This window comes from Sunxiuqinia sp. sy24 (assembly GCF_052677165.1).
In genome coordinates, this window is sequence record NZ_JBQYLH010000009.1 from 140,804 (window position 1) to 156,903 (window position 16,100).

The following is a 16,100-nucleotide window of genomic DNA, read 5'->3' on the forward strand; positions in this document are numbered from 1 at the left end:
TTTCGGAAGAATCAGCTTCCGTAACAATCGCTTTGCTTATTATATCGCTTGGACTTCGCGATACCAGTCCACAAAATTTTGTACGCCTTCTTCAAAGGAATACTGCGGGTTGTAGCCCAAAAGTTTTTTCGCTTTTTCAATATTGGCAAAGGTAATATCCACATCTCCTGGCTGCATCGGCATTTGTTTGACGTTGGCTTTCATGCCGCAGGCTTTTTCAATGGCCGCAATCATAACACTCAGCTTTACCGGTTGGTTGTTCCCCAGGTTAAATGTTTCATAAACGCTGTCGTTTGCATTCAAGTAGCTGATGGCTCCACGAATACCGGCTACGGTATCTTCGTAGTAAGTATAATCGCGCGAGGTGCTGCCATCGCCAAACATCTGAATTTCCTCCCCGTTTAAAATCAGTTTTGTAAACTTGTGAATCGCCAGGTCGGGGCGCTGGCGCGGGCCAAACACGGTAAAGAAACGCAGGTTGATAATGTCCAACCCATGCAAGGAATGGTAGGTGTAATTGATCAGTTCGCAGGCTTTTTTTGTGAATGCGTAGGGCGAAATGGGCTGGCTTACATCTTGCTTTTCATGAAAAGGCGTTTCTTTGGTGTTGCCATAAACCGAGGATGAAGAAGCGAAGGCCAGTTTTTTGGTGCCTTTGTTTTTCATGACATCCAGAATGTTTTGAGTGGCTAAAATATTAGCACGGATGTAGCCTTGCGGATCTTCAATTGATGGGCGAACCCCGGCTTTTCCGGCCAGGTGAACAATCACATCAATGGTGTCTTTTTCGAGTTCCTGGCTTAAGGCTTCAAAGTCGGCCAGATCCACTTCAATAAAGCGAAAATGGGGGTGATTCCGGAAGGCTGACAGGTTGCGTTCTTTTACTTGTCGGTCGTAAAACGGATCGAAATTGTCAATACCGATGACCTGATTTCCTTCTGCCAACAGTTTTTCACTTAGATGGGAACCTATAAAACCGGCACATCCGGTAACGACTATCGTTGATTGCATAAGCTTGAATATTTTTAATAGATGTCTGCAAATTTAAGGAAGATCATTCAATAGTCATTTAAACTACGGTTAAAATCACTGAAATGAGAAAGAGTGCAGGCAAAGAGAAATCTAGTCGTATATGCGTTGGATCGTTATTTTATTTTTCCTGAAACAAAAGCGATGAGCTTGTTCAGAACAGGAATCTTCAACCGGCTAAACAGGCTGCGTTTGTTATAATGAATCAGGATATTGCGCAGGTAGACAAACATGCCGAGGCTATGCGCAGCCACCAACACCGGGTCGAGCCGGTAAACCCCGTAGATGAAATTCATGGCCGATCCAACAATGCTGATAATCCAAAATCCCAGGGGCAGAATCGATTCTTTCCGGTTTTCAGAATAAAGCCACTGGTAAAAAAAGCGGGAAATAAAAATGATTTGAGCTGAAATACCCCATATCATTAGTAACAGCGGGTTGTTCTCATTCTTGAAAAAGGTAGCCAGTGAGTAGTCGGTTCCAAAAAACAGAAAACTCAGAATAATTGCTGGCATAATCAGAATCCCCAGGCGCATGGCTGGCGACATGGGTTTCCAGTCGTTTTTCAGCTGGATATTTCGCACATAGATAAAGTAAACCAGGATTTGGCCAATCAGAATGGCGGCATCGTTACGTAAAATGCCGTAAGTCAGCATGAGGATGGAAGCCAGCAGGCTGATCTTCCAAAACAGGGTCGGCGATAATACTTTCCCCTCGTGTTCCGACTTAAACCACTGGATGATGGTACGCGCAAAAAACAGAATCTGACTTAAAAATCCGATGCTATAGATCAGGTAATCTTTCATGTTAAAACTTTTTCAAGCGCTGCAAAGATAACTGAATTCTTATGGATCTGACTTTTTCATTTCACTATTCGATGCCCCTGCAGGGATGCTTAATTATTATTCTGATTTCCGGTATGGCCCTTTTTGAAGTGCATATTTTTGATCTTCGGTGAGTGCATTGTACAGAAACAAGCATGTGCCATCGAGTTGTTTTTGGCGTCCGAGGTCAATTTCTTCAACCAAAATCTCGGGTTTCATGCCTGCAAAAGGGCCCAGGCCCGCAATGCCACGGTGTTCTCCACCTGTTTGAGATACCATGTAGTCGATATGACTGGCTACCAAGTCTACATCCGAGGAGTAGGACATGATATAGACCGTATTGAGCCAGTTGTTGTCGAGCCATTTTCCCCATTCCTGTTTTTTCAGTTTGAGCGAGGCTGCCCGGTCAGGCACTACCGCAGCCGATATATTGACCTCAGGAAGCAGGTCACTTACCGCTTCAACAAACCGATTGACATTGGCCTGCCTGTATTTATCCCACTTAACCCAGCGTTGCGGATTGCTATCGGGGGTAATGTCGAGTGGGTCGACACCGTCGTTTTGTTCAGCGAACTTCTGGCGGCATACCTTGCAGTAGCAATAATCATTGGTCCAGGGTTCTCCCGGGTAACGAATATAATCCAGTTGAAGGTCTTTGATTTTGTATTTTTCGTGCATGTGCTGGTAAATCTGCAGCCAGTAGTCGCGCACTTCATCGCGGCTTGGACAGAAATAGTAGAATCCGGCTTCGACCACTGATGGGAGTTTGCCTTGACGTGATACTGCCAACCACTCGCGGCGGTTGTTGATCAGGTCGGGGAAGTGGTCTACGCCAACAAAATACACCCAAACCCATGGGATTACCTTGATGTTGTATTTTTCACCCAGCTCAATCATTTCCTGCATCGGATCGCGACCAATAAAGTCGGGATATTGGTTTAAGCCATTGGGGGCGTCGGGGAATATAGACCAGCCCCGGTAAATTACTTCCGGGCAAACGGCATTGAATCCGATTTCTGCCAGGTCTTTAAAAGCGTCTTCAATATCATTTTTACTCATTCCGTGTATTTCCAGCCAGGCCGAGCGTTCGTCGTTTTCAAGTGCTGGAAAGGTGTAATAGAAATAGTCTTTTCCGAGTAATAAACTTTCCTCGGCTAGCTGTTGCACATGGGACGAATCACCTGCTTGCTTGGCGGCCTTAAAGGTCTCAATTTTGATATTGAATTTCTGTTCAAGAGTAGACAGATATTCCGGATCAATGGATGGATGCTTGATTTGTGCACTTCTGCTTTTCCCTTTGCTGATAAACACCTGGGCCCGGTTGATTAAGGAGTTTTCGGAACAAATAACGCGAATGATGTGCCCATTTTTTTCAATGTTGTCGCCCACTTCAATGTTGTCATTGATCCATTGGGCTGCCTGTCCATGACCTGATAGAACCATTCCGTTTGGTGGAATAGAAGAGTCATTACCGCCTACTTTCATTACAACACCATCTTCAATGATGGCTTCAACACCCCAGGGGTTGGTGTAGGTATGATCGCCATAGGTCGGAGTGTAAATAATCATTTGATTTTCGCCTCGGCCCCCGTTTTCAATATAAGGAGGGTTTACTCGATCGGCCTGATAGGTTTTTTCAGACGGAAAAAAAGGTTGATTCCAATGATCTTCAGCGACAGGAGGATTTGGATTGTTGAGATTTTGGGTGTTTTCGCAGGAACAAGCGGAAGCCAAGGGAATTAGCGAAAGAAAAAAGAGTTGAAATAAGGGCGAAATGTTCATGGTCGTTTAAGCTAGGTATTCTTGTAAAGAAAAGGAATGTTCTTGATTTGATTGTTTAAGAATTCAAATTAATCCATTTTTGTTAATTCCCACAATATCTTAAATGGATATTAAACTTTCTTAAGGGTTGGGGCATTGTATTATTGTTATCAAATTTTGAATATCTTTGCGCGGAATCGAACAGGGAGTAATTGAAAGAAAGGTTTTTAAATACATGAAGAATATACGTAACTTTTGCATCATCGCACACATTGACCATGGAAAGAGCACCTTGGCAGATCGACTTTTGGAAATGACTAAAACCGTGAGTGAGAGAGATATGAAAGCACAAGTGCTTGATAACATGGATCTGGAAAAGGAACGGGGAATTACCATCAAGAGCCATGCCATTCAAATGGACTATGAGCAGGACGGGCAAAAGTATGTGTTGAACCTCATTGATACTCCCGGACACGTTGACTTTTCGTATGAAGTATCGCGCTCCATCGCAGCCTGCGAAGGGGCGTTGCTGATTATCGATTCTACACAGGGAATTCAGGCGCAAACTATTTCCAATCTTTATTTGGCGATTGAGCACGATCTGGAAATTATTCCTATTCTGAATAAAATGGATTTACCCAACGCCATGCCGGAGGTAGTCGAAGATCAAATTATTGATTTGATTGGTTGCCGCCGCGAAGATATAATTCGTGCCAGTGGTAAGACTGGTGAAGGGGTAGCCGATATTTTAAGCCGTATTGTGGAAGTGATTCCGGCACCCAAAGGTGACCCGGAAGCTCCGCTTGAAGCATTGGTGTTCGACTCCGTTTTTAACTCGTTTCGGGGGGTGATTGCTTATTTCAAGATCGTTAATGGTACGATGAACCAAGGAGACTCGGTGAAATTTGTCAATACCAAGAAAGAATATCATGCCGATGAGATTGGCGTACTTCGCCTGAATATGGAAAAACGCAAAACGTTGAGCACTGGCGATGTGGGCTATATCATCTCGGGGATTAAAACGGCCAAGGAAGTGAAGGTGGGAGATACCCTGACGCATAAGGAGCGACCATGCCCGAAAGGCATTGAAGGCTTTGAGGAAGTGAAGCCTATGGTGTTTGCCGGTGTTTACCCGATCGACTCGGATGATTACGAAGATCTGCGTTCGGCCATGGAGAAGTTACAGCTGAACGATGCTTCGCTGACCTATGAACCAGAATCGTCTGCCGCACTTGGATTTGGCTTTCGTTGTGGATTCCTGGGCATGCTGCATATGGAAATTATTCAGGAGCGTCTGGATCGCGAGTTCGATATGAACGTGATTACTACGGTGCCCAACGTGTCGTATAAAGTGCACACAACCAGCGGCGAAACCGTTACCGTATATAACCCGTCGGGCTTGCCAGTATCGACTACTATTGAGATGATTGACGAGCCTTATATTCGGGCACAGATTATTACCAAGTCTGATTTTATCGGGCAGGTAATGACTTTATGTCTCGAAAAGCGGGGAACCCTGACGAAACAAGATTATTTGACCGCTGAACGGGCTGAGCTGACTTTTGACCTTCCTCTCGGGGAAATTGTATTTGACTTCTACGATAAGTTGAAATCGATTTCGAAGGGCTATGCTTCGTTTGATTATCATATGACCGGATACAAACCGGCGAAACTGGTGCGACTCGATATTTTGCTAAACGGAGAAATGGTGGACGCCCTGTCTTCATTAATTCACTTCGACAATGCTTACCCGATGGGACGTCGCATGTGCGAAAAGCTGAAAGAGCTGATCCCACGTCAGCAATTCGACATAGCTATTCAGGCTGCTATTGGCGCCAAAATTATTGCCCGTGAAACGGTTAAGGCGGTGCGGAAAGATGTGACTGCCAAGTGTTATGGTGGTGATATCTCGCGAAAGCGCAAGCTGCTCGAAAAACAGAAGAAGGGTAAGAAACGGATGAAACAAGTCGGTAACGTTGAAGTGCCCCAAAATGCCTTTATGGCTGTCCTAAAACTAGACTAGTAGGCGAACTTGATATTTTCGTTGTTTCTTGGGCATCGGTTTTTGTGCTTGGTTCGTTGGTTTTGCGATTTGATAAGAGGCTGGATCTTTGCTGCTGCTGAGTTTTGAACCGTGCGACTATTCTAATCCAAATCCCTATTTTTGTAGGAACGTAGCTAAGTGATAGCCATGAATGAATTTGACCGCAAAAAACATTGGGAGCATATTTACCAAACCAAATCGCTGAATGAAGTCAGTTGGTTTGAGTCGAAACCTGAAACCTCGCTGGACTTTTTTACGCAATTTCAGGTGCTCACCACAGCCAAAATAATTGATATTGGAGGTGGCGACAGCTTGTTGGTTGATCATTTGCTTGATTGGGGCTACCAGGACCTGACGGTGTTGGACATTTCGGAAGCAGCCATCCAGCGCGCGCAACAACGGCTGGGCGTGCGGGCTGCTCAAGTGAAATGGATTGTGGCTGATGCTGCGACTTTTCAGCCAACAGCGCGCTATGATTTTTGGCATGATCGGGCGGCTTTTCATTTTCTTACCCAAGACCAAGAAATAGAGAATTATCTCCAAACAGCTCAGCGAAGTATCAATCCCGCCGGTATTATGGTCATAGGCACCTTTTCGGAACAAGGCCCCAGCGAATGTAGTGGCATTGCGATTAAGCGCTATTCGGAAACAGCGATGACCAATCAGTTAAAACGATATTTCGAGAAGGTTAAGTGCATTAAGGTGGATCACAAAACCCCGTTCAGCACCATTCAGAATTTTGTTTTCTGCAGTTTCCGGAAAGTATAATTTCTCTAAAATGATGATTTCGGCTAAAAAAAGCTGTTAGGGTAGTGTGCCATCTTGATAGAAAGAACAAGCAAGAATTAGTTTTTCGGTCATTTGCTTACACGGCATAATTTCAGAAAATGTCGTACTTTAAGGCTGAAAACTTGACCAGTGTGTCTTTTACCTTTTTTTTTAGATTAAAAACTAAGCATATGGAGCTCCCGCTGTTAAAGGATATTGTTATCATCTTTGCCTTGTCGACCTTTGTAAATTTCTTATTTACAAAGATAAAGATACCAACCATTATTGGTTATCTGCTGACTGGCGTACTTACCGGCCCGTATTTGTTAGGCATTGTTGGCTCGAATCACCAGATTGAGCTACTAGCCGAAATTGGTGTTATTTTGCTGATGTTTACCATTGGTCTGGAGTTTTCAATCAACCATTTGTTACGAATTCGTAAAATCGTCTTTTTTGGCGGCTTCATGCAACTTATCTTGACGGCGGGCATTACTATGCTGGTGGCACGCTTATACGACCTTAGTTGGTCCGGGGCTTTGTTTGTCGGTTTTTTAACCGCTCTCAGTAGTACTGCGGTAGTGCTTAAACTGATGCAGGAGCGCTCAGAAATTACTTCGAACTACGGGCGTACGGTTTTGGGAATCCTCATCTTTCAAGATGTTATCCTGATTCCTTTGTTGCTTTTTACACCCATGCTGGGCAGCGAAGCTTCGGACGCCGGATCGCAGCTCTTACCCTTACTTGGCAAGACGGTGGTGCTGGTCGGTCTGGTGTATGTTGGTAATCGCTGGCTAATGCCGAAAGTGTTGCAGATGGTGGCGCACACCAAAAATCAGGAGTTGTTTATGATGAGCATCTTTGCCATCTGTCTTTCGGTAGCTTTGCTGACCTCAGAGATGGGCATCTCGCTGGCTTTTGGAGCCTTCCTGGCTGGGCTGATGATCTCAGAATCAGAGTACAGTGCTAACGCATTTGGGCACTTAATCCCGTTTAAGGATACATTTACCAGCTTTTTCTTTGTCAGTATTGGCTTGCTGCTCGACCTCAGCTTTGTAGCCAATCATCCGGTACTCGTTTTTTCTACGGTGTTGCTGGTTCTGCTCATCAAAATGCTGGTGGCTGCCGGTACGGCTTTTGTGTTGGGGCACACTTTTCGGGGAACTATCATGGTCGGCTTTGCCCTTTGTCAGGTGGGAGAATTTTCCTTCATCCTGGCGCAATCGGGTCTGAAATACAACATTATCCCAGATTATTATTACCAGCTATTCTTGGCGGTTGCTATTATTAGTATGTCGGTTACCCCGTTGTTGATGATGGTTTCGCGGCAAACAGCCGATCTGTTGTTAAAGTTGCCTGTTCCGAAGATCTGGGTAAATGGCCTGTTTCCCCTTCCCCAGGTTGAAGTTCCAAAATTGCAAAATCATGTGGTATTTATTGGTAAGGATTCGCGCTCGTTGAATCTTTCGGTAATGGCGAACTACTTGAAGATGCCTTACATCTCTATTATTTTTGATCCGGGGATTGTTAAGAAATTGCAGGAAAAAGGGGAGATGGTGATCTATGGTGATGCGACCAACGAACCGATCTTGGAAAAGGCGCACATCAAAACGGCCGACGTGGCAGTTATTTCTGTTGGAAATTTGATTGTTTCGATGGCAATTGTAGACCGGGTCCGACAACTGAATCCGCATGTGTTTATCATTGTTCGTACGAAGAAAGTGGTGGATATTGAAGAATTATACAAGCTTGGTGCTAACCAGGTGATTCCTGAAGAGTTTGAAACGGCTATTGAATTGTTTGAACGAATCCTGAAGCAGCGCTTAGTTCCGCAGCGCGAGATTAATCGGCTGACAGCCAAAATACGGGATGAGCATTATGGTATTTTCAGAGAAGAAATGGACACTTCTGATCAGCTTTTCCGGGAGCTTCCCAACCTGGAGATTATGGCGTTGAAAGTGAAGGAAGGATCTTTTGTGATCGGAAAGTCAATTCGGGAAATTAAGCTTCGAAAAGTTTTTGGCGTAACGCTGGTCGCTATTCTTCGGAAAGATAAATTACTGGAGCATCCGGATGGAAATAAGAGACTGGAGATGGATGACACTGTCTACATCATGGGGCGACCCGAACAAATGGCGAAAGCCTTCGAACTATTTGGCCCAGAAGAATTAGTGTCTGAGGATCAGTAGCTAGTCGGGAGAAATGAGTCTTGAGTCTCGGGTTTTTAATTGCAAATATCACGGAGCATAGGCAACGAGCGCAACGAAGAAGTGTTGAAAATCACAGGGATTCTGTTACTTCATATTCTTTGACTAGCTCCGGCCTGTAAACGATAGAAATAACGGGAGGGAAACTGTCAGTCACAAGTGTCGAATATCCAGCAGTCAGCCCATCAATAGATGGCGTTGAACTTTTCTTTCACCAGCTCTTTTACTTCTTTCATGTCGATTTTTCGTCCTAGTTCCTTTTCAATGGAGGTAACGCCATAGGTTACAAATCCACAGGGATTGATGTAATTGAAATAGCGTAAGTCAGTATTCACGTTGAGGGCAAAGCCGTGCATGGTGACGTAGCGGCTCACACGCACGCCCATGGCACAGATCTTTCGTGATTTGGCTGGGATCTCTGCATCAAGCCACACGCCGGTTGCTCCTTCCTTTCGACTGCCTTTCAATCCGTAATGACCAATGGTGGCAATAATGGCGTCTTCCATTTTTTCGATGTACTCGCGTACACCAATTTTATAGTATTCAAGATCGATAATGGGGTAGCCAACCAGCTGTCCGGGACCGTGATAGGTGATATCGCCTCCACGATTGATTTTATAATAGGTCGCTTCAATCTTCTTCATGAAATCTTCATGAATCAAGAGGTTGTGCTCATCGCCACTTTTACCTAGCGTGTAAACATGCGGATGTTCGACTAACAAGAAACGGTTTCTTTCACTTGGCGCATGGGTTGCTTTTTTATCTGCTTGAACTGTCTCCAGTATTTTTTCCTGGTAGTTCCAACAGTCTTTATAGTCTTTTAGACCAATATCTTCGTAATTAAAATCTGCCATAGCATTTCAAGTTCCAAGTTTCAAATTCTAAATTTTAGCATTGTCCGGATGATGTCTTTGGTTAGGCGGTTACGTGCTGCTCTGCACGATAACTTGAGCGCACCAACGGGCTGCTTTCGACAAAATAAAAACCCTTTTCAAGCCCAATTGTTCGGTATTTTTCAAATTGATCGGGACGAATATATTCCACCACAGGAATATGGCCTTGAGTTGGAGCCAGGTATTGACCGATCGTCATCACTTTACATCCGGCCGTTAGCAGGTCGTCCATCGTTTGCAGGACTTCCACTTCGGTTTCTCCTAGTCCCAGCATGATGCCCGATTTAGGTACTGCGCCGCTTTCGGCAATCGTGGTAATCACCTTCAGGCTGCGTTGGTATTTAGCAGCACTCCGAATGGCCGGGGTGAGTCGTTCAACCGTTTCCATGTTGTGCGAAATGACTTCAGGATGAGCTGCTGCCACCTGCAAAATCAATTCTTCTTTACCTTGAAAGTCGGGTATCAGCACTTCCAATCGGGTGTCAGGATTCAGCTTTTTGATGGTGCGGATGGTTTCGGCCCAGATGGTAGCCCCCAAGTCGGGCAAATCATCGCGGTCAACCGATGTAATGACGGCATGCTTCAGCTGCATGAGCTGGATGGATTGTGCTACTCGCTCGGGTTCGTTGGGGTCTGGAGGAAGAGGCTTTCCTGTGGTTACACCGCAAAATTTACAGTTACGGGTGCAAATTTCTCCTAAAATCATGAAGGTGGCAGTTCCCCGGTTCCAGCATTCGCCAATGTTGGGGCAATTGCCACTGGTGCAAATGGTGTGTAGTTCGTGCTTATCGACCAGATTTTTCACCTTCGAATAACTTTCCCCTTTGGGTAAGTTCATTTTCATCCATCGCGGCAAACGCGGCCGACCTTGCTTCGAATCACTCATGATTTTTGGTAATTTTCTTCCAAAATTAGTTAATTCCTGAAGATGGGAAAACACAAAGCAGAGAATGTCTGAATTTGATGACACAATACCCCAAGGGATTGTTATTTTTGTAACTGATGGAAATAAAAGCAACGAAATACTGGCTGATTGTCATCTGTTTTTGGATGTTGTTGATCCCTGCCTTTAGCTTTGGGCAACAGCTCAAAATGGATTTTAATAAATTGCAACTAGCCAATCAGTATTACCGCGATCAGGATTTTGAAAAATCAGCTGTTCTGTATTTCGAAATCTATAAATTATCGGGCGGTGAGCATTATTTCAATATGTACCTAAACTGTTTGCTTGAGCTGAAGAATTATGCACAGGTTGAAGAGGCAATCAAGACACAGTTGCGGCAAAGGAAAAACGATCCGGTTTTATTCGTTCAGTGGGGATATTTGCTTAGCCTTCAAAACCAGAAGGAGGAAGCGAATCAGAAATATGAGCAGGCACTTGAGATGATGCCAAACAGCAAAGGTGACTGCATCCGGTTGGCCAATGCTTTTTTAAGCAGGCGCGAGTATGAATATGCCCAGCAGGTTTATCAGTTGGGGCGCGAGCGCATGCCTAACGAGTCGTTTCATTATGAGTTGGCGCGTATTTTCTTGTATCAGCGAAATTATGAACGCATGTTTCAGGAATACCTCGATTTATTGAAGATGGATGATAGCAACCTGGGGCGTGTGCAAAGTAGCATGTCAACTGCTTTTCGACTGGATGTTGACAATTCGTTGCGTGATGAGTTTCGGGTAGCTTTGCTCCGGCAAATTCAACAAGAACCTCAGGTGAGCAGCTACAATCATTTGTTGATCTGGCTGTTTATCCAGGAGAAACGTTTTTCGCAAGCTTTACGGCAGTCTATTGCTTTGGATAAGCGGATTGGCTCGGGTGACGCACAAATAGCCAACTTGGCGCGCATTGCCGCAGGTAATGATGGGATTGAAGAAGCGATCAGAGCTTACGATTATTTGATTGAGAAGGGGGCTGCCGGAGAGTTTTATATGGAAGCTTACCAAGGGAAAATGCAGATGATGTATCATCAATTTGTGAATAGCACAGAGCAATACCGCGATGCCGGGAAATTACAATCCCAGTTTGAAGCAACTTTTCAGGTGGTTGGCTATCAGGCTGAAACTTCCTATTTAGTTATTGATTTCGCTCATTTTTTGGCGTTCTATCAGCATGATGTTGAGCGTGCTTCATCCTTATTGCAAGACCAGATGACGATGAGTGGGGTTACACCTTTGCAGCGTGATCAGCTGAAAAATGAATTAGCTGATATTCATGTGTTAAAAGATGATTTATGGGAAGCCATTTTGCTTTATTCGCAGATCATTGATGATAATAAAAACAACCCGTTGGGTGATGAGGTGAAGCTTAAAAAAGCCAAACTGGGCTATTACATGGGAAACCTCAGCTGGGCGCAAGCGCAGCTGGATGTACTAAAAGCCAGTACATCGAAGTTGATTGCCAATGATGCGCTGGAGCTTTCTATTTTTATCAGCAATAACACGGCCTTGGATACGACAGCTGTTCCGATGCAACTATTTGCTAAGGCCGATTTATATCGATTCCGCAAGCAGGATTCGCTGGCTTTGATAATGTTGGATTCTATTGAAGCGCAATACAGCTATCACAGTTTGCTGGATGATATTTATTTTCGCAAAGCTAAAATGTTGATCGATCAGGGACGTTTCGAGCAAGCGGCGGCTTTGTTGGAAAAGATTACCTCCGGTTTTGCTTATGACTTGCTGGGAGACGATGCCCTGTTTTTACTGGCTGAGTTGTATGAGCAGAAATTGGATCGGCTGCCGGAAGCTGCTGATCTTTACAAAAAGATGCTCCTTCAGTATTCCGGAAGTATTTATGTGGAGGATGCCCGCGAGCGTTATCGACGGTTGCGGGGCGATGTGCCGGTGAATAAAGAGATGCCTATCATCGGAGAGCAGGGAATCAATTAAACGGGGTATTTTATTGTTTCCTATTGAAAACAACGTAGTTCATTTACTTTTTCTGTTGGCCTGATCGTTTTAATTTTTGGCATCTTTGTTCAGCATTTAAATAGCTTGCGTTAAGTTGGGTGAATTTATAAATACAAGACTTCAACCTATGAAAAATATAAAAAGAAAACATTTGATAAGCTTTTTTCTTGTGGTCGTGCTAGCCCTCGGACTTTCATGTTCCAAGGAGAATGCAATTCTGGAAATAGAGCCCGTTGAAAAGGTGGGTGTTGAGAACAGTCAAACCTTTATTTATGATGTTTTCAAGGATTGGTATTTTTGGTTGGATCAGGTTCCGGAACTTGACCCTACTAGTTATGACTCCAATGAACGATTGATCCAGGATTTGATATATGATGAGCTTGACCGCTGGAGTTTTGTGGTGAGTCTCGACGCTTACCGGGCCCTTTTCGAGGAAGCACAGACCAAAGGTTTTGGCGTTGGAATGGCGGTAACGGCTGATAACCGATTGATGGTTCGTTTTACTTACAAAGAATCGCCAATGGGGCTGGCAGGTGTAGATCGTGGATGGGAGTTTATTGAGATTAATGATGTTCCTTTAGCCAATATTCAAGATTTGGGTGCTGCCTTTGATACCGATGCTGAAGTGAAATTTACCTTTATTACGCCCGAAAATGAAACGGTCTCTTATTCCATGAGTCGGACCGATTATAAAATGAATACCGTGCTGTATCGAAGCGTGCTTGAAACAGAAGGTAAGAAAGTAGGCTACCTGGTATTTGAAAGTTTTCTGGCTCCATCTGAGGCCGAGCTGAACGAGGCATTTACCTATTTTAAATCCGAAGACATCGATGAATTGGTTGTTGATCTTCGCTATAATGGCGGGGGGAATTCTGGAATTGCCTTCCTTTTAGAGGAATTGGTCGGAGGACAGGCAATTGAAGATAAATTACTGGGGCGCATCATTTATAATGAAAATCACAGCGATGACAATGTCAATTTTGGAACCAAGGGAAACGAGCTGTCGGTGGATCTTGACCGGTTGTTTTTTATTACTACCGATGCTTCAGCCTCGGCCAGTGAGATGGTAATCAATGGGATGTTTCCGTACAAGGAGGTGGTGCTAATCGGATCTACAACTGCCGGCAAACCGGTAGGTATGAATGTATTCGAATCTGAAAAATACAACATCGCCTTGGCTCCGATAACTTTTAAAATTTTGAATGCGAATGATCAGGGAGATTATTTTGATGGTATTCCGGTTGACTATCTGGTGATGGATGACATTTACCATGGATGGGGAAACCCGGAGGAAGCTTGTTTGAAGGCCGCTCTGGATATAATCAATGGCAATACGGTTACGGCACTTAAATCAATCCAGATGCAGCCACAGGGATTACCGCTAAAGCGTGGTTTGCAGGAAATAACAGGAGCATATTAATGGGAATTACGTCGAAACGAATTTTAGGAATTGACCCGGGAACGGTGGTCATGGGCTATGCCTTGATTGAAATTGTTGATAAGAAGCCTGTCATTCTGCATACTGGGGTGGTGAAAACGGGCAACATGAAAGATCACTACCTGCGGTTGAAGCAAATCTTTGTTCGTTCGCAGCACCTGATCAATGAATATTTGCCCGACGAACTGGCCATTGAATCCCCGTTTTTTGGAAAAGATATTCAGGCCATGCTGAAATTGGGGCGGGCTCAGGGCATCGTTATGGGAATTGCTCTTGAAAAAGATATTCCCGTGTTTGAGTACGCGCCGCTACGTGTGAAACAAGCCATCACCGGGATGGGGCGAGCATCGAAGGAACAGGTCGCTTTTTTTCTGAAAAACATGTTTAAAGAAAATGAATTACCACCCGAACTTGATGCAACCGATGCATTAGCCGTAGCTGTTTGTCATTATCTGCAACTAAATAGCCCCATGAAAGGGAAGTCCTACAAAGGCTGGGGCGATTTTGTCAAAAAGAACCCAGGACGGGTGAAATAAACAAGAATGCTAGCTGCAACATATTTTGTCAATCAAGACTATTTGGCAGTCATGACTTGTATACAGCTAATCATCTGTTGATCATTGGTACTCTAAATTCAAACCTGATTTTAAGACAAAAAAAGCCATTCTGAAAAAACAGAATGGCAGTACGATCTTTTTGATTGATTCTTCAATCAATTTCTTTAGCAATTTTTTGTCGAAGGGTTTCAAATTCCTCCGGGCTCATGGTCACTTTGTCTGAAAAATGAAGCAAGTCCTTCTCTGATTGCATCGGCACCAGGTGGATATGAGCGTGCGGCACTTCAAGGCCCAACACCATCACACCTACTTTTTGGCAAGGAATCGCTTTTTTCAAACCGACAGCTACTTTTTTGGCAAATTGGTTTAGCCCGATGTAGGTTTCATCATCCAGATCAAACAAGTAATCCACTTCTTTCTTGGGGATCACCAGCGTGTGTCCTTTGGCGGTTGGAAAGATATCCAGAAACGCTAAATAGTTTTCATCCTCAGCCACTTTATAGGCGGGGATTTCTCCTGAAATGATTTTTGTAAACAGGCTTGCCATAGCTTAAAGTGAAATGTCAATAATTTCAAACGGAATGATACCGGATGGTACCTGAATGTCTACAACATCGCCCACCTTTTTGCCTAGTAACCCTTTGGCAATTGGTGTTTCAATTGAGATTTTGCCGGATTTCAAGTCTGCTTCATGCTCCGATACAATGGTGTATTGCATGGTGGCATTGTTTTTCTTGTTCTTGATGGTTACTTTGTTCAGAATTTGCACCGCAGAGGTGTCAATCTTTGACTCATCAATAATACGGGCATTGGCGATTTTGCCACGGAGCTGAGCAATTTTTGCTTCGAGCATACCCTGGGCATCTTTCGCTGCGTCGTATTCTGCATTTTCTGAAATATCACCTTTTTCAATGGCTTCCCCAATTTGCTTAGAAATTGCTGGTCGCTCGACATTCATTAGGCGTTCGAGTTCTTTTTTTAATTTGTTTAAGCCCTCTTGAGTAATAAAGGTCACTTTTCCCATTGTTATTCACTTTTTTGTTGTGACTACATAAAAAGAAAAAAGAATTCCGAACGAGCGGAACTCTTTAGCTATGCAAAGCTATATAAAATATTTGGTATTTGCGAGTGTGTAGGTCTTAATAGGCCTATAATATCTTGTTTATGAAAACGTTCTAGTATTTTCTTTCTAGGATTTCAGCATAAATAACAGCTTTCCGTAGTGAGAAATTGCTTAGAAGGGAGTCGTTACCGGCTTCGGTTTCGACCTCCTCCGTGTTAGGACCGGAAGCAATTTTATTTTTATGAATCGCGTCTCCAATTTCAGTCTTTTTTAAAACTGATGACCGTAAGGGAGTTCGTTCGACTCTCTCTTGCTGCATTGTTTTTTTTACGAACGTTTTTGTTTTTTCAACCACAACGGATTTTGGTTCCGGCATGGGGTCTTCCCGAAAAACAGGATCATCAAAAACCTGATCGAAAAAGGAAGGCTGATGGCTTGGTGCTTCCTCCTCTTCTTCCATTTGGGCCATTTTTTTCTTCTGATTTTTGTTGATGGCTCCAAAGATGGAAAGAACAATCGCGATAAGAATAAATATATAGTCTTCCATTTTCTTCTAATTTTGCTAGTGGAATGACAAAATAAGTTTGCCATTTCGTTTGTTTAGTTTTATAA

General features: G+C 43.9%; 14 protein-coding genes. 6 read left to right on the plus strand and 8 right to left on the minus strand.

The features are described from left to right. Nucleotides 1-39 precede the first annotated feature (39 nt). The 3 genes from ACUNWA_RS09915 to ACUNWA_RS09925 all read right to left on the minus strand — a co-directional run bounded on the left by ACUNWA_RS09915 (nucleotide 40) and on the right by ACUNWA_RS09925 (nucleotide 3,635). Nucleotides 40-1,011, minus strand: a complete 972-nt coding sequence (locus ACUNWA_RS09915) for a GDP-mannose 4,6-dehydratase (protein WP_445591744.1) — start codon at nucleotides 1,009-1,011, stop codon at nucleotides 40-42. 134 nt (nucleotides 1,012-1,145) lie between these two features. Next, the gene (locus ACUNWA_RS09920) at nucleotides 1,146-1,835 is read right to left on the minus strand and encodes a lipid-A-disaccharide synthase N-terminal domain-containing protein (RefSeq protein WP_445591745.1); all 690 of its coding nucleotides are present in this window, start codon (nucleotides 1,833-1,835) and stop codon (nucleotides 1,146-1,148) included. 96 nt (nucleotides 1,836-1,931) lie between these two features. After that, the gene (locus tag ACUNWA_RS09925; RefSeq protein WP_445591746.1) at nucleotides 1,932-3,635 is read right to left on the minus strand and encodes a glycoside hydrolase family 10 protein; all 1,704 of its coding nucleotides are present in this window, start codon (nucleotides 3,633-3,635) and stop codon (nucleotides 1,932-1,934) included. A 214-nt stretch (nucleotides 3,636-3,849) separates the two neighbouring features. On the opposite strand from ACUNWA_RS09925, the gene lepA reads away from it, so the two are divergent. From lepA to ACUNWA_RS09940, 3 genes are all read left to right on the plus strand, one after another. Then, entirely contained in the window at nucleotides 3,850-5,637 is a 1,788-nt protein-coding gene (lepA, locus tag ACUNWA_RS09930; RefSeq protein ID WP_445591747.1) for a translation elongation factor 4, read from the plus strand. Nucleotides 5,638-5,805: 168 nt separating this feature from the next. Continuing rightward, complete coding sequence (locus ACUNWA_RS09935) at nucleotides 5,806-6,426, plus strand: class I SAM-dependent methyltransferase (RefSeq protein WP_445591748.1); 621 nt, start codon at nucleotides 5,806-5,808, stop codon at nucleotides 6,424-6,426. A gap of 191 nt (nucleotides 6,427-6,617) precedes the next feature. Then, the gene (locus ACUNWA_RS09940; RefSeq protein WP_445591749.1) at nucleotides 6,618-8,612 is read left to right on the plus strand and encodes a cation:proton antiporter domain-containing protein; all 1,995 of its coding nucleotides are present in this window, start codon (nucleotides 6,618-6,620) and stop codon (nucleotides 8,610-8,612) included. A gap of 203 nt (nucleotides 8,613-8,815) precedes the next feature. Here the strand turns inward: ACUNWA_RS09940 and lipB are convergent, their stop codons facing one another. Then, nucleotides 8,816-9,484 carry a lipoyl(octanoyl) transferase LipB gene (gene lipB / locus ACUNWA_RS09945; protein ID WP_445591750.1) on the minus strand — a complete coding sequence of 223 codons (669 nt, stop codon included), beginning with the start codon at nucleotides 9,482-9,484 and terminating at the stop codon, nucleotides 8,816-8,818. Between the two features lie 61 nt (nucleotides 9,485-9,545). Continuing rightward, nucleotides 9,546-10,409 (minus strand): lipoyl synthase, encoded by an 864-nt coding sequence (gene lipA, locus ACUNWA_RS09950; RefSeq protein WP_445591751.1) that lies wholly within the window; start codon nucleotides 10,407-10,409, stop codon nucleotides 9,546-9,548. A 116-nt stretch (nucleotides 10,410-10,525) separates the two neighbouring features. Between lipA and ACUNWA_RS09955 the strand changes: the two genes are divergently transcribed. From ACUNWA_RS09955 to ruvC, 3 genes are all read left to right on the plus strand, one after another. Further along, nucleotides 10,526-12,409 carry a tetratricopeptide repeat protein gene (locus ACUNWA_RS09955; RefSeq protein ID WP_445591752.1) on the plus strand — a complete coding sequence of 628 codons (1,884 nt, stop codon included), beginning with the start codon at nucleotides 10,526-10,528 and terminating at the stop codon, nucleotides 12,407-12,409. Between the two features lie 148 nt (nucleotides 12,410-12,557). After that, the gene (locus ACUNWA_RS09960) at nucleotides 12,558-13,850 is read left to right on the plus strand and encodes a S41 family peptidase (protein WP_445591753.1); all 1,293 of its coding nucleotides are present in this window, start codon (nucleotides 12,558-12,560) and stop codon (nucleotides 13,848-13,850) included. Continuing rightward, nucleotides 13,850-14,404: a crossover junction endodeoxyribonuclease RuvC gene (gene ruvC / locus ACUNWA_RS09965; RefSeq protein WP_445591754.1), complete on the plus strand. Its 555-nt coding sequence runs from the start codon at nucleotides 13,850-13,852 to the stop codon at nucleotides 14,402-14,404. The genes ACUNWA_RS09960 and ruvC overlap by 1 nt, the downstream gene beginning before the upstream one ends. A gap of 172 nt (nucleotides 14,405-14,576) precedes the next feature. Here ruvC and ACUNWA_RS09970 read toward each other — a convergent pair whose 3' ends face one another. The 3 genes from ACUNWA_RS09970 to ACUNWA_RS09980 form a co-directional block, all read right to left on the minus strand. Beyond that, entirely contained in the window at nucleotides 14,577-14,972 is a 396-nt protein-coding gene (locus tag ACUNWA_RS09970) for an HIT family protein (RefSeq protein WP_445591755.1), read from the minus strand. Nucleotides 14,973-14,975: 3 nt separating this feature from the next. Next, nucleotides 14,976-15,449 (minus strand): transcription elongation factor GreA, encoded by a 474-nt coding sequence (gene greA, locus ACUNWA_RS09975; RefSeq protein ID WP_445591756.1) that lies wholly within the window; start codon nucleotides 15,447-15,449, stop codon nucleotides 14,976-14,978. Between the two features lie 151 nt (nucleotides 15,450-15,600). Further along, nucleotides 15,601-16,035: a hypothetical protein gene (locus ACUNWA_RS09980; protein WP_445591757.1), complete on the minus strand. Its 435-nt coding sequence runs from the start codon at nucleotides 16,033-16,035 to the stop codon at nucleotides 15,601-15,603. Nucleotides 16,036-16,100 lie beyond the last annotated feature (65 nt).